This window comes from Latilactobacillus sp. VITA-14 (assembly GCF_046580785.1).
GTDB classification, from domain to species: Bacteria; Bacillota; Bacilli; order Lactobacillales; family Lactobacillaceae; genus Latilactobacillus; species Latilactobacillus curvatus.
Window position 1 is genome coordinate 68,029 of the sequence record NZ_JBJKTM010000003.1, and the last position, 14,311, is coordinate 82,339.

Here is a 14,311-nt window from a genome sequence, read left to right on the forward strand (position 1 = left end):
CAGCTTTCTGCGCTTTGCTACATCAGTCGGCCAATCGCCTTTGGCGCTTATCCGTCTGATTAGGCAAGTGCTCAAAAGCTAACCGCGAATTAACGCACTCTGTTCTTTAACGTGCTTTTCAAGCTAACTTTCTGTGCTTAGCACTGTGAATCAAATCATCGACTGCGTCGCTAATTCGCTTCCCTGTGCTAATGCTCAAAAGTTGACCAGCTTGAACGCACTCATTTTCTTAATGAATACGGCATTCCAATTTCATCTAAGAAGGTTTGCACTGATAAATCATACAATCGTTTGAAATATTCCGGTGTTGCCTTGTCTTCTGGAATCCCTAAGACAAAAGCATTTTGTTGATCACTCTTACCAATTCCAACATACGCTTTTTGGTTCGTTGCGGTCGCAAATAGATTTTCGGAATGTAAAATATCGTAGACTTGGCGCACTTCTAATCGTAGTTGCCGTTCACTTAATACCGGCGTCAATGTCAAGAGTTGTTGGAGGTTCGTTTCAGCAAATCCTAGGGTTGATAACACGCGATCAAACGCAACCCACAAGTTAATCACAGCCCGCCGTAATGTGAATGGTGAATCAATTGTTTTGCGTGCCAACACATGATAGAGAATTTCGGCTTGGGCAAACGCAATCGGATAATCAGCCGTCCACTGTTTTAACAGTTGTTGGTTGCCACCATCAAAGAAGACGAGGGCATCTAACAGCGTTAATACGCGGAAAATCACCCATCTATTTTCGGGATCGTCTTTTTCCGGGGTCAGATTATCTCGTAGACCTTCAAGGTAGGCTTGTTTAGTTTCAACATCCACAAAGCCATGGGATTCTTGTTCTTTTTGAATCACCATGTGCACAGCGGCATTGTACAAAGTTGTGCCGGTCGCAACCAATTGTTCATCGAGTTGCGCATCCTGCGTGGTGACATCGGTCATGATTTGTGGAAAACCGATTGATAATAATAGTAAGTGCAATAATTCGTGTGATAAAGCATAATCGGCCGCTGTCGCATCGGTAATTAAGATTGCCAAGCTGCCATCGTTATTTAAAACGCGTTGTGCCTGATCATGTTTTAACATCCCAGACGCTGCATCTGCGACCCGGATCTTAATGGGTTGAGGATAATTCTTTTGAACCTGGTCAATTAAACTTTGGATTTCTGGGGAAAATTCAGTAGTTGTCATTTTTGGTCTCCTTTTAGTAAACAGCTTTGCTTTTCATGATAAGCCAAATCCAGTTAAATTACCAACGGTTTAGAATGTATGAAAGCGGTTAAAACTGTTATAATAAAGGTAATCTTAATTTAAAGGACGTGTTGACTATGACAGAACCAAATTCGCGAAAAGTAATTTTATACCTTGCTCAGAGTCTAGATGGCTTCATCGCTGAAAAAGATGGTAGTACTGCTTGGTTAGCTGCACTCGATTCATCCGAATCAGACGCTGCAATTCAAGCTTTCCAACGCACCGTCGATACCGTTGTGATGGGGCGTAAGACATATGAACAAAGTCTTAAATTAGCCGGCACCTATCCTTACCAAGATAAAAACGGCTATGTCTTCTCGAAAACGTTACATGATACAGAAGATCGAACACATGTCGTTGCTGGGAATATTCCTGAGTTCATGCGTCAATTAAAAAAAGAAGATGGCGGCAATATCTGGCTTGTGGGTGGTGCAGAAATCTTTACCGAATTGCTTAAAGCCCAGTTAGTCGATGAACTCATCATCACCATTGCGCCAGTTCTCCTGGGTGACGGCATTTCACTGGTCAGCACGCACTTAACCGATATGCCATTGGAACTTATCAATAGCCGTCAAATCGGTCATTTTGTTGAATTGACATACAAGATTAATTATTAAAAATCAAACGAAAAGGCAGCCACAATATTTTGTCGCTGCCTTTTCAGATTAAAGTACGGGGGAATGACCAATGAAAGCCAACCTTAAAATCCCACTTATTTTATTCATCGCTTTATGTATCAGCGGCCTCTGCCAGCTGTTGCACCAAGATTTCTTCGCTGTGCTTGTGATGCTCATCGCAACAATCAGTTGTCTGATAATTGCCTTTAAAAACCGGCAAGCTAGCGGACGTTAATTCGCAACGCGCTCATAATCACGAGCGTCTGTTCTGTGCTGATGGTCGCCCCACGTAATAATTCGAGCGTGAAAGTCGCTTTTTCGAATTGATTCTGACTGATATCGAGATTCTTCAAATTCGTGCCAGTCATATCCATGCCGTTCAAACGATTCCCGATCATTGTTAGCCACTGCCAATCAACTTGCCCGAGTGAGACTTCTTGCATACTGCAATCTTTAAAGTCGACATGCCGCATCCGCGCAAAGTTAAAGCCGGTGTAATCCGCTTGGCAAGTGTCGAACGTGACATCATTCAGACCAGCCTCTGCAAAATCGGAACCAATCAACTGGCAACCATTAAACGCGACTCGTTGGAAGGGATCATTCGTCAACGAACAGTTTAACAACGCGCAGTGTTCGAATTGCACATCTTGAAAATCACAGTTATTAAAGTCGACTTGTTCAAACTGACAATTTTTAAATAAACAGCCTTTAAAGAATAACATCTCAACTTCGGTTTGCTTCAACGTTAGTTCTTCGAAAAACAAACCTTCATAAGTCTCATCTGGTTCAAACGCAGTAAGCTGTACCGTCTCAAGTTGTGGATTTAGCCGCGGTGCCTGTGCTTTCTTATCTGTCATCTAACTGTCTCCTGTCTATTGTGATTAGTATACCGAAAATTGTCGCCAGTGACGACCTGAAATTCAGGAAAGCCTTTTCTTTTCATTAATGGTACTTTGTGGTAGGTTAAAAGCATCAAATAAAAGGAGTGATTGATAGTGCAAAAAATCAATGTTGGTGGCAGCGGCTTAATGGCTTCGCCAATTGTCTGGGGTGTCATGCGCATCCCACAACTGAGCGACCAAGAAGCCCTGACAATGCTCGAAACCGCCTATGAACATGGAATTAATTACTTTGATAACGCTGATATTTACGGCGATGGTGCTTCCGAAATTAAATTCGGGAACGCCCTTAAGGCCAGTCATATTGACCGTGATCAAGTGCTCGTTCAAACCAAAGTCGGCATCGGCAAAAAAATGTACGACTTTTCAAAGGAACACATCATCGAAGGTGTTGAAGCCAGCCTCAACCGATTACAACTTGATCATGTTGACACCTTACTGCTCCACCGACCTGATCCACTCATGGAACCGGATGAAATCGCTGAAGCCTTCTTAAAATTGCAAAATAGTGGTAAAGTCCGCCAATTCGGGGTCAGCAACTTCAATCCCGGTCAAGTCGACTTACTCCAACAAGCAGTGCCGCAAGCATTGATTGCTAATCAACTCCAATTCAGTTTGATGCACACTGGTATGATTGATGCCGGCGTGCATACCAATATGCAAGACGCGCGCAGCATTCATCACGATGGTGGTTTATTAGAATACTCACGCCTCACGAATATGACCATTCAAGCATGGAGTCCTTATCAATACGGCATGTTTGAAGGGGTCTTCATCGATAATCCGAAATTTCCAGAATTAAACGCAGCACTCCAATCAGTTGCCAAGGCACATGACACCAACGTCAACGCAATTGCTAGCGCATGGCTCCTCAGAATTCCAGCCAGCATGCAAGTCGTTGTCGGCACAATGAACCCCGGCCGCCTAGCACAAATCTGCGAAGCAGACAAAGTCACCCTCACCAGAAGAGAATGGTACGACCTATACTTGGCAGCAGGCAATGACCTGCCATAAAGTGCTGAGATAGCCGTTTATCACTTGAAGATTAGCCTATCACCAGGAATTATGGTGGTTTCCGGCCATGATTTTTGTTGTGTAGTGAACCGGAAGGTTATGGCTATCGAAGCATGTTTAAAGTACGTTTAAAACGGTTAGTTTCTAAGTAAGTAGTAATTGTGCATTAAGCAAAAAAAGCGCCGTCTCAATTAATCTTGAGACGGCGCTTTTTTTGGTTCTACTTAATTCTGATAAGGATTGCCTGCATACTGATCCACCACCGCCATCGATCCATCGTAATGGCCGCGACCGGTTGCATAGTCAAATTGCATCTTAGGTTGTACATTCCAAACATACGCATTAAAGTTCAACTTCTTATCTGTTGAGATTGCTTGAACCCAGTAACCGCGGGGCATCAATTCATCTCCACGGAACACAGTTGTCACTTGGTAAATCACCTTTTTATTTTGCGTTAGTGCTTGGCGAACCTGGTCTTCAAAAATCTGCATGGTACGTTGATTGCTGAAGACCGTTTGTGTCGCTAAGTTCTTCGGATTATTGCTACTGCCGAGTTCCCCTTTTTGGAAAACACCATCTCGGTTGAAATTAAACGAAATCGCGTATGCAATCAAATGGCCGCGACTTTCAGGAAAGACCCGTTGGCCATCAATCATCACGGGTTGATTATGCCAGCCGGTTGGTTGCCACGTTTGACGATGGCGTGTGTTTGAACGGCCTAACGTCTCTTTCGATAAGAAAGCCGTATTAGTCGTTGTCCGATTTAAACCATCCAACGCACCATACTTGATCCGTTCGGTTTGCCATTGACGGACATCCAACGTTGATTTATTATGGTTCACTTCTAAATAGGCATTGTCGCCTGACTTAAAGGTCTTCTCAGCCAAGATTGCCGTTGTTTTTTTAACTTGTTTTTTATTTGCAATTGTTGGTGCATTCTCGTGCGTTGGTTGACTAGATTGTGTCGCCTGACAGCCACCCAACGCCAACATGGTCAACGATAAGCCGACCAATAAATACTTTTTAAACATCCTGTTCCTCCCTATTCTTACCTGCTTCACGACGCTTCAGTTGGTGCATTGTCTTGAAATAGGAACTCAATAGCACCAAACATGAACCAATCCAAGCGAGTGGGTTGGCTAAACTTGCGCCCATGAAGCCGAATTGCTGCACGAGGAAGATCCCGGCAAAAATCCGCATGAACAACTCCGCAATCCCCGCTAAGGTTGGAATAAAGCTCTGCCCCAAACCTTGCAAGGTGTAGCGAATGGCAAATAAGATTGCCAAAATAAAGTAACAACTACTGTTAAAGCGGAAGTAGATTTGTGCTAAATCCGTCACGTGCGGTTGATTGTTCCCGATAAACAGGTTAACCAGTGGTCGTCCAAAGGCAATGATCAACGCGCCCATCACTAAACTAAAGATGATTGACACCATTAGTGTCTGGCGGACCCCTTTACTGATTCGTCCAAATTCACGTGCACCGTAATTTTGTGCGGAATATGTCGCCAAGGTAATCCCAAATGAATTCCCAACTTGAGTTGCTAATTGATCAATCTTCCCAGCCGCTGTGTAAGCAGCAACCGCGCTAGCACCCAATGTATTCAACATGATTTGGATCACGATTGAGCCAATTGCAATAATTGACGATTGAAAGCCCATCGGTAATCCAACCTTGAGATGATCCATGACATCTTTGCGCGTCACGCGAAAATCCTTCGGCCGTAAAACGAGGACCGGAATGCGGCGATAAATATATAGTAAGCATAACACAGCCGCAATTATTTGTGCAGAGACCGTCGCAAACCCGGCCCCTTCAACGCCCATATGAAAGCCTAAAATAAAAATAAAATCTAACACAATATTCACAATGACCCCAATTACTAAGAAAAAGAGGGGGGTTCGACTATCCCCAAGTGCGCGAATGATATTCGAAAGTAAGTTAAACGCCATCGAGGCAAAAATCCCACCAAAGATAATCATAATAAACCGTTGAGCATCAACAATGATGCTGGCCGGCGTCTTCATCATGACCAAAATATGTCGAGCAAATAATAGACTAATAACTGTCAAAATGATGGTTATCACCAAACTAATCAGAATGCTCGTCGCAAAGCTGCGCTTAACGCCGCGATAGTCTTGAGCACCATAGCGTTGGGCTGTCAAGATGGACAACCCAGCCGTGGTCCCTGTACAAAAACCGATAATCAGCATGTTCAATCCACCCGTTGAGCCAACTGCTGCTAACGCATTAACACCAATTGTCCGCCCAACGATTAAGGTATCGATGACACTATAGAGTTGCTGAAAAATATTCCCAATCAATAATGGGCCGGTAAATAAGATAATTAATTTCAACGGATTACCTTTAGTTAAATCATGCATATCAATTCTCCTTTGCTCCATGTTGATAACTTCTCAAATTATACACCAAAAACAGCGTTTACATCTGTCTTAAATTGAATTAAGTCTCTCATATTCACCTTTAAAGTACCATCAAAAAGCATCTATTATCCCACTATATTAGTCTATAAAAAAACAGTTAAACAAGTCATTCAGCGACTTGTTTAACTGTTTTTTTAATTTGAATAGGATTAGTTAAAGTAATTAATCCCCATTGCATCCCGCACTTCTTTAAGGGTTTGTTCTGCAACAGCATTGGCCTTCTTGCTACCTTCTTCTAACATTTTATAAACGGCTTCTGGATTCTTTTCAAATTCAGCACGACGTTCACGAATGGGTGCGAACTTCGCTTGCAAGACTTCGTTCAAGTAACGTTTGATCTTCACATCACCCAAACCACCAGCTTGATATTGCGCTTTGAGTTCAGCCACTTTTTCACGATCATCATCGAAGGCATCTAAATAGGTAAAGACTGTGTTGCCTTCAATGTGACCAGGATCGGTTACTTTGATATGCAATGGATCAGTGTACATTGACATCACTTTCTTTTCAAGCGTTTGGGCATCGTCTGATAGGTAAATCGCATTGCCTAATGACTTACTCATCTTGGCGTTCCCATCTAAACCAGGTAGGCGTCCTTCGCCTTTTGGTGGGAAGACCCCTTCTGGTTCAACTAAAATTTCTTGTCCGTAAACGTTGTTAAACGTCCGTACGATTTCACGGGTTTGTTCCAACATTGGTTCTTGATCATCACCAACAGGAACTGTCGTTGCTTTGAACGCCGTGATATCAGCAGCTTGGCTGACTGGATAAATTAAAAAGCCCGCTGGAATACTTTGTTCAAAATTCTTTTGTTGGATTTCAGCTTTAACGGTTGGATTGCGTTGTAAACGCGAAACCGTCACAAGGTTCAAATAATGCATCGTTAATTCACTCAAAGCAGGAATTTGTGATTGCACGAAGACGGTTGTTTTAGCGGGATCAATCCCAACTGATAAATAATCCAAAGCCACTTGGAAGAGACTGTTCCGGATTTTTTCAGGATCGCGTGCGTTATCCGTTAAAGCTTGTTGATCGGCAACCATGATAAATGTTTCGTATTCGCCTGAATCTTGCATCGCTACCCGGTTGCGTAATGAACCAATGTAATGCCCAATGTGTAATTTACCGGTTGGTCGATCGCCGGTTAAGATAATTTTTTTGTTCATAATAATACCCTCCAATTTCATCTATCAACTCAAAAAAAGCGTCCTAATTGTGATTAAACAATTAGGACGCTTCTACGTGGTACCACCTAAATTGCACGAAAATCATCCGTGCCACTCACGCGATAAGGGTGCTACCCGAATTAGTTACTCACTAATTCCCGATTGAAGGCCCAATTCACAACCAACTTCTTGACGACTTCTCAGTTCCGCCGCTTCCTGTTCAAGAAAATATCAGTTGCTACTTATCCTTCACTTTGTCTGTTGAATTACTGTCATACTAACGGATTTTAAAATGAATGTCAATCGGTCGCTTTTTTACCCCAAGACGCTTATAATATAACAACTAACAATTGGAGGCTGCTATGTTACACGAAGACACAAAACAACAAGAACAAGCGCGCGTTGACCGCACAGTTACACAGGTCGACAAACGTCTCACAGTGATTAACCAACAATTGGCCAACGCCTACAATGAAACCAAAGACATCGAACAACGTTACGGCGACAATACGAAAGTCAACATTACCGAAGTCGATGACCGCATGGAAACCAACGCCGCGGTCCAACAACAAAAACAATTGGTCGCCGCCGCTGTCGAAAACGAAAAATTACTGACTAGCCAACAAGCACGCCTGACCGATCTCGTCAACTCTCCTTACTTCGGTCGGATTGACATCACCGAAGATGGTGAAACGGAATCACTCTACATTGGGACCGCCACTTTTATCGACGACCAAGACAACTTCTTAATCTACGACTGGCGCGCCCCTGTTTCGAGTATCTACTATAATGGGACACTCGGTCCAGTGACTTACGAGACGCCAAATGGCCCTGTCAAAGTTGACCTCAAACTCAAACGCCAATTCAAGATTCAAAACGGTCAAATCGAACACGTCTTTGATACGAACGAAACTGTCGGTGATGAACTCTTACAATCCGTCCTCGGTGAACAAAGTGACGAATACATGCAAAACATCGTTGCCACGATTCAAAAAGAACAAAATGATATCATTCGCGATACAACCGCTGACTTACTGATCGTCCAAGGAGTCGCCGGTAGTGGTAAAACCTCAGCTGTCTTGCAACGCATCGCCTTTTTACTCTATCACAGCCGCAGTCAGCTCGAAGCCGACCAAATGGTGCTCTTCTCACCCAACCGTTTATTTAGCCATTATATTTCAGAAGTCCTGCCTAGTTTAGGCGAGAAAAACATGCGCCAAGTGACGATGGCCGAGTTCTTAAGTCATCGCTTCTCGGGTTTACAGGTTGAGAACCTCTTTGACCGCTTCGAAAAAGATCAAACCAGTTTTCCTGAAATGACGCAAGCCATGCGCCGGTATAAAGAAAGCGCAGCGTTTATGCACGCGATTGAAGCTTACGTTAAACAAGCCTCAACCCAACCGTTGGCATTCAACGATCTATACTTCGAAGACCGCCCATTTTTTACTAAGGATCAGATGAATCAAATTTATCTCGCGCTCCCCGCAAATATGTTACCCGGCAACAAATTCCTCGCCACTAAAAACACGCTCATCAAACGGCTTAAACGCCAAATCAACCTCGAAGTTCATCTCGACTGGGTCGCTGAAAAAATCGATACCTTAACCGATGATGCTTACCGGACGATTGTCGGTGACCGCGAATTCGATTCTGGCGATGATGAACAAGCTTTCATCGCTCGTGAAATCGTTCAAAGTTATTTCGCCCCACTCTATGAATCAATCTACAATGATTATTTCCTAGATGAATCCACAGAATATCAACACTTCTTAAGTGGTGCTTGCCCTGCCGACATCCCTACGAAAGTTTGGGACGCCATGATTCGCCAAGTCGCGGATAACAATGAACGCCACATCGTCGGGCTCAGTGATGCCAGCCCAATTCTATACCTGCGCGACTTATTAACCGACAGCGGCCAAAATCACGGCATTCAATACCTCTTCATCGATGAAATGCAGGATTACAGCATCGCTCAATTCGTTTACATCCACCACGCCTTTCCCAACGCGAAATTAACCGTGCTCGGCGATTACGCACAGGATGTCTTCACGGCGACCTACCAAACCGGCCACTTCATCGATCAACTGACCGCCGCTTTTCCCCGCTTAAAAATTAACCAAATTAGCTTAACCAAGAGTTACCGTGCGACCGCCCCAATCACCAACTTCGCCAAGGCACTCTTGCCAAAAGAAATAGCCCTCCAGGCCTTCAGCCGTGACGGGCGCCTACCGCGCGTCATTGAGACGCCAAACGACCAAGCGCTAGCTACACTGACCCAAGAAATCCGCCATCTCCAGGCAGAACACGCGACCGTTGCGATTCTCACCAAGAACCAACAAGTCGCCCACCAACTCTACGCTAGCTTAACACTCGATGAACACGTCACACTCATCAGTGAAACAACCCGTAGTTTACCCAAAGGCATCCTAATCCTTCCATTATACTTAGCCAAAGGGCTCGAGTTCGACGCTGTGATTGGCTACGACATCTCCAGGAAGACCTTCGGTGCCCAATCAGACGTAGATCTCCTCTACACACTCGTCACACGTGCTATGCACGATTTAACACTGATTGGCGTGGATCAGCTCAGTCCGTTGATAGTAGCACTGCCGACGGATATATATACTACCTTACAATCAACTAAGCAATCCATTTAAGCAAAAAAGCCTGTCGAAATTATCGACAGGCTTTTTGAATTCGTATTTTATGCACCGTATGGAAAATCCAAACCAGGGACTGCATTTAAACTTAGATCAGAAAATTGTTGTTTTTGTAATTCGATATGCGCTGCGGCCCCAATCATGGCGCCGTTATCGCCGCATAATCGAAGCGGTGGCATGATGAGGTCTAAATCCATTCCGGATGCCTTAATAGCTGTTGCTAAACCTTCACGTAAACCTTGATTGGCAGCCACCCCACCGGCCACAACGAGTTGGCGCACGTTTAATTGACGCGCAGCGTACATCGTTTTAGTGGTGAGCACTTCGACCACACTCGCTTGGAAACTAGCGGCTAAGTCTTCGTGGTTCAGCGTCTCACCGATTTGATCGGCATGATGCACTGTATTGATAAAGGCACTCTTCAAACCACTAAAGCTGAAGTCAAGATTATCTTCCTTGAGCATCGCACGTGGGAATTTAAATGTATCTTGACCTAAGTGGGCAAGCCGATCGATTTCTTTACCGGCTGGGTATTGAACCCCGAGGACGCGACCAATTTTATCGTAGGCCTCACCTGCTGCGTCATCCCGTGTATCACCGATAATTTCGAATTCGCCGGCGGCTGGCATGTACACCAATTCAGTATGACCACCTGAAACCAGTAAAGCCAACAATGGGTATTCTAAAGGTTTAACAAACCGCGCCGCGTAAATATGCCCCGCCATATGATTGACTGGAATCAATGGTAAGTGGTGTGCGTAAGCAATCGCTTTGGCAGCTGTCACGCCAATTAATAAGGCGCCGACTAATCCGGGTCCATAAGTGACTGCAACCGCTGTTAAATCAGCGTAAGTGACCTCGGCCTCTTCTAAAGCCGCTTGTGTACAAACTGTGATTTGTTCAACGTGATGGCGACTGGCCACTTCGGGTACCACCCCACCGAAACGTTGATGACTCTTAATTTGGGTAGCAATGATGTTGCTTAAAATAACATGGCCGTCTTCGATGACGGCCACACTCGTTTCATCACAACTAGATTCAAATGCTAAAATTAATTCTCGTTTTTCCGACATGACTGACTCCTATTGACTCAATATCCGACACATACTGAATGCATCTTCTTTTTCCTGAATGTAATAATTGGGACGCGTCCGCACCACTGTAAAACCCAACCGCTGATAAACAGCTTGAGCGCTTGTGTTGCTGGCGCGTACTTCTAGTGTAATTTTTTGACTGGGATAATCGTGGGCTAAACTAACCATTTCGTGCACCAAAAAGTGTCCAATACCACGTTTTTGATAACTTGGCCGCACCGCGATATTCGTAATATGAGCTTCATTGGTTGAAAACCATGCACCGACAAACGCTACGACTTCAGTCCCTTGGCATAAAACCAGATACAACGATGTCTTGCGCTTGCTCAACTCACTAGTGAAGGCCCAACGATCCCACGGCGTCTGACCGGCATAGACCGACCGTTCAATGTCCAACAATGCCGTAATATCATTTTGACTCGCGCGTGCTAAGTAAAATGTCGTCTCATCAATTTCAACGCGCCGAGTTGTGTAAGGCATTTCTTTCTTGATCCAAATCTGGGGTCTGAGGTATTCCCTAAACTTGTTCCACATACGAATCAGCGCCTCGCTCATCATGCGTTTTTGCCCAGTTAACTTCTGCTTCCGTCTTGCGTAAATAAACGGGTCCGAAGCCATGGATATCCGCGATAGGTTCAGCCATCAAGCCTAATTCACCCAAGACGCTGGCATGCGGTAAATTATGGTTGGCGGACACGAAATGCGCGTTACTTCCTAATGCAGCTTGAATCTGTTCGTTAAAGTACGCAACGTCATTCCCCACAAAATAAACGGGTTCTGCCAATAATTGTAATTGTGCCAGTAGTGCTTCTAGTGAAACGTGTTGATCGGCCACAACGGTTTGCAATGTCCCATTTTGCCACTGATAGACCCCCGCGAAAACATTGTCGCGGCGTGCATCAAACAGCGGTACAATCAAGGCGGTCGTATCCATCACATTGGCCGCTAGCAATGCTAAACTCGAAATCCCGACCAATGACTTATTAAGCGTCCAAGCAAAAGATTTAGCCGTTGTCACCGCAATCCGCAATCCCGTGTATGAACCCGGACCTTCTGCAACGACAAAGCGATCGATATCTTCAATGGTGGTTTTTGTTTGTTTTAATAGTTGATCAATTATTGGAAGTAACGTCTGACTATGTGTTTGACGAATATTAACAGTCATTTCGCCTAAAATTTGATGATCTTCAAGGAGTGCCACACTCACCGCTTGATTCGAGGTATCCATTGCCAATAGCTTCATTATTTCATCCTTCTTCTGCTTATAATCCTTGTTATTCTAGCATAAAAAGCCGGTTTCCACAAAAAAAGGCGTTATCTTCAAATAGATAACACCTACTCATTTATAATACTCTATCTTTTAATCTAATAATCGGTTCGAAATGCATCACGATGTATAAAATAATCGGATGAATCACTAATGTGGCAGCTTCCCCAATGGCCCGTGCCGTAAAGTGAAAACCAAATGGTGTATGACTAATAATCGACACCCACCATGAATTCAAACCGAGGTTAACGATCAGCACAACTGTCACAACGGCGGCAATCACTCGCCACCATGTAATCTTTTGCCGGTAGAAGTAACACCCATAGATGAAAGCCCCTAGAAACGCTGAAAGTGTGAAGCCTGGGAAATAACCACCTGGAACCCCAATCATCAAACTATTGATGAGGTCGCCAATGACGGCGGCAAGTCCCGCCCATACTGGGCCAAACCACCACCCCATTAAGGCAGTAACGATGAATCCAAAACTAATTCTGAAAATCGTTAGTGAAATTGCAAAGCGTGCAACCACCAATTGTAAAGCAATTAAAACAGCTAGTAAAACAACGCGTCTAGTGTCTAGCTTAACACCAAAAATCTGACCATTAACCATAAAAAGCATCTCCCTTTTGGAGCTGCCACAAATAATACTGCGGCGAATGCGGTACTGAAATCGCAAGCATTGCTGCTTTTCGTCTGGTGTTCACATTCCGTTCCACCAGCACTTAACGCTTCAGTCCTACTCCGAATTTTTAGAACCTCTTAAATGTATCACTAACGTTATTTAATTACAAGCAATTGATTTTCGTTTTTCAGCAACTCTTACAGAAAATTTGCTATACTTACAGATGAGTAATTCGGATTTAAAGAAAGGTGTTCATTAAACATGAAGAAAATTTTAGTCCTCCATACTGGTGGCACAATCGCAATGTCTGCGGACGAAGATGGCGCGGTTGCACCCACAGATCAAAATCCAATGGCCGGCTTTGAAAAGCTGTTCGATAATCAATTAATCATTGAAAGTGAAGAGTTCGCCAATCTTCCTTCACCACACATCACACCCGCTGTGATGTTAAACCTTAAGAATCGAATCCAACAAGCTGAAGAAGACGGGATTGATGGCGTTGTTGTCACACACGGAACGGATACCCTCGAAGAGACCGCCTATTTCTTAGACTTGACACTTCCCAACAATATCCCCGTCGTCGTGACTGGTGCGATGCGCTCGTCGAATGAAATCGGCGCAGACGGATTACACAACTTGATTAGTGCCGTTTGGACAGCTGCTTCTAACGATGCCCATGATAAAGGTGTGCTAGTCGTGATGAACGATGAGATTCACACAGCACGGTATGTCACGAAGACGCACACGACGAACGTCGCAACCTTTAGAACGCCAACTTTCGGTCCCATCGGTTTGGTCAGCAAACACAATGCGAATTTCTTCCAAGAATTAATTCGTTCTGAAATTTGCGACATCAAAACCCTTGTCGAACCTGTTTATCTTTTAAAAGTATACGCTGGCATGGATGGGACTTTATTCGACGCCATCAACCAACCCAACACCAAAGGGCTCGTTATCGAAGCACTCGGGGCTGGTAACTTACCACCAGCAACCTTACCCGCTGTTCAAGCGCTATTAGATCGCAACATCCCCATCGTACTTGTTTCTCGCTGTTTCAATGGGATTGCCGAAGACGTCTACGATTACCAAGGCGGCGGTGTAAAGCTTAAACAGATGGGCGTCACCTTCTGCCAAGGCCTCAATGGACCAAAAGCACGCCTCAAACTACAAGTCGGCCTCAGCGCAGGCAAAACAGGCGCAGCATTAAAAGAATTTGTCAGCAACGCAACATCATAGAGTGCGTTTAAAACGGTTAGCTTCTGAGCATTAACTGGATTTGC

Annotated in this window: 13 protein-coding genes and 1 riboswitch; of the genes, 4 read left to right on the plus strand and 9 right to left on the minus strand. The window is 44.4% G+C overall.

What is annotated here, in order from left to right:
• Window positions 1-221: 221 nt before the first annotated feature.
• Window positions 222-1,187, minus strand: a complete 966-nt coding sequence (locus ACF1X7_RS02280; RefSeq protein ID WP_065825320.1) for a hypothetical protein — start codon at window positions 1,185-1,187, stop codon at window positions 222-224.
• Between the two features lie 137 nt (window positions 1,188-1,324).
• On the opposite strand from ACF1X7_RS02280, the gene ACF1X7_RS02285 reads away from it, so the two are divergent.
• Window positions 1,325-1,864 carry a dihydrofolate reductase family protein gene (locus ACF1X7_RS02285; protein ID WP_004270362.1) on the plus strand — a complete coding sequence of 180 codons (540 nt, stop codon included), beginning with the start codon at window positions 1,325-1,327 and terminating at the stop codon, window positions 1,862-1,864.
• 221 nt (window positions 1,865-2,085) lie between these two features.
• On the opposite strand, the gene ACF1X7_RS02290 is transcribed toward ACF1X7_RS02285, so the two are convergent.
• Window positions 2,086-2,721: a pentapeptide repeat-containing protein gene (locus tag ACF1X7_RS02290; protein WP_004270376.1), complete on the minus strand. Its 636-nt coding sequence runs from the start codon at window positions 2,719-2,721 to the stop codon at window positions 2,086-2,088.
• 138 nt (window positions 2,722-2,859) lie between these two features.
• Here ACF1X7_RS02290 and ACF1X7_RS02295 point away from each other — a divergent pair, with 138 nt between their 5' ends.
• Entirely contained in the window at window positions 2,860-3,777 is a 918-nt protein-coding gene (locus tag ACF1X7_RS02295) for an aldo/keto reductase family oxidoreductase (RefSeq protein WP_004270373.1), read from the plus strand.
• A gap of 224 nt (window positions 3,778-4,001) precedes the next feature.
• On the opposite strand, the gene ACF1X7_RS02300 is transcribed toward ACF1X7_RS02295, so the two are convergent.
• The 3 genes from ACF1X7_RS02300 to trpS form a co-directional block, all read right to left on the minus strand.
• Window positions 4,002-4,808 (minus strand): DNA/RNA non-specific endonuclease, encoded by an 807-nt coding sequence (locus tag ACF1X7_RS02300; RefSeq protein ID WP_004270275.1) that lies wholly within the window; start codon window positions 4,806-4,808, stop codon window positions 4,002-4,004.
• Window positions 4,801-6,162: an MATE family efflux transporter gene (locus ACF1X7_RS02305; protein WP_004270282.1), complete on the minus strand. Its 1,362-nt coding sequence runs from the start codon at window positions 6,160-6,162 to the stop codon at window positions 4,801-4,803. Before ACF1X7_RS02305 ends, ACF1X7_RS02300 begins: the two co-directional genes overlap by 8 nt.
• A 209-nt stretch (window positions 6,163-6,371) precedes the next feature.
• Window positions 6,372-7,388: a tryptophan--tRNA ligase gene (trpS, locus tag ACF1X7_RS02310; RefSeq protein ID WP_411162393.1), complete on the minus strand. Its 1,017-nt coding sequence runs from the start codon at window positions 7,386-7,388 to the stop codon at window positions 6,372-6,374.
• A gap of 362 nt (window positions 7,389-7,750) precedes the next feature.
• Here trpS and helD point away from each other — a divergent pair, with 362 nt between their 5' ends.
• Window positions 7,751-10,045, plus strand: coding sequence for an RNA polymerase recycling motor HelD (helD, locus tag ACF1X7_RS02315; protein WP_039098113.1), 2,295 nt, complete (start codon window positions 7,751-7,753; stop codon window positions 10,043-10,045).
• A 47-nt stretch (window positions 10,046-10,092) separates the two neighbouring features.
• Here the strand turns inward: helD and tsaD are convergent, their stop codons facing one another.
• The 4 genes from tsaD to ACF1X7_RS02335 all read right to left on the minus strand — a co-directional run bounded on the left by tsaD (window position 10,093) and on the right by ACF1X7_RS02335 (window position 13,019).
• Entirely contained in the window at window positions 10,093-11,121 is a 1,029-nt protein-coding gene (gene tsaD / locus ACF1X7_RS02320; protein ID WP_064777471.1) for a tRNA (adenosine(37)-N6)-threonylcarbamoyltransferase complex transferase subunit TsaD, read from the minus strand.
• Between the two features lie 9 nt (window positions 11,122-11,130).
• On the minus strand, window positions 11,131-11,622 hold the full coding sequence (gene rimI / locus ACF1X7_RS02325; protein ID WP_052202664.1) for a ribosomal protein S18-alanine N-acetyltransferase: 492 nt from the start codon (window positions 11,620-11,622) through the stop codon (window positions 11,131-11,133).
• Between the two features lie 37 nt (window positions 11,623-11,659).
• A complete protein-coding gene (tsaB, locus tag ACF1X7_RS02330) occupies window positions 11,660-12,385 on the minus strand; it encodes a tRNA (adenosine(37)-N6)-threonylcarbamoyltransferase complex dimerization subunit type 1 TsaB (protein WP_411162394.1) in 726 nt (241 codons plus the stop codon).
• Window positions 12,386-12,485: 100 nt separating this feature from the next.
• Window positions 12,486-13,019: a folate family ECF transporter S component gene (locus ACF1X7_RS02335; protein ID WP_004270284.1), complete on the minus strand. Its 534-nt coding sequence runs from the start codon at window positions 13,017-13,019 to the stop codon at window positions 12,486-12,488.
• Window positions 13,020-13,057: 38 nt separating this feature from the next.
• Window positions 13,058-13,155: riboswitch (THF riboswitch) on the minus strand.
• A gap of 137 nt (window positions 13,156-13,292) precedes the next feature.
• On the opposite strand from ACF1X7_RS02335, the gene ACF1X7_RS02340 reads away from it, so the two are divergent.
• Window positions 13,293-14,267: an asparaginase gene (locus ACF1X7_RS02340; RefSeq protein WP_064777474.1), complete on the plus strand. Its 975-nt coding sequence runs from the start codon at window positions 13,293-13,295 to the stop codon at window positions 14,265-14,267.
• Window positions 14,268-14,311: the final 44 nt, after the last annotated feature.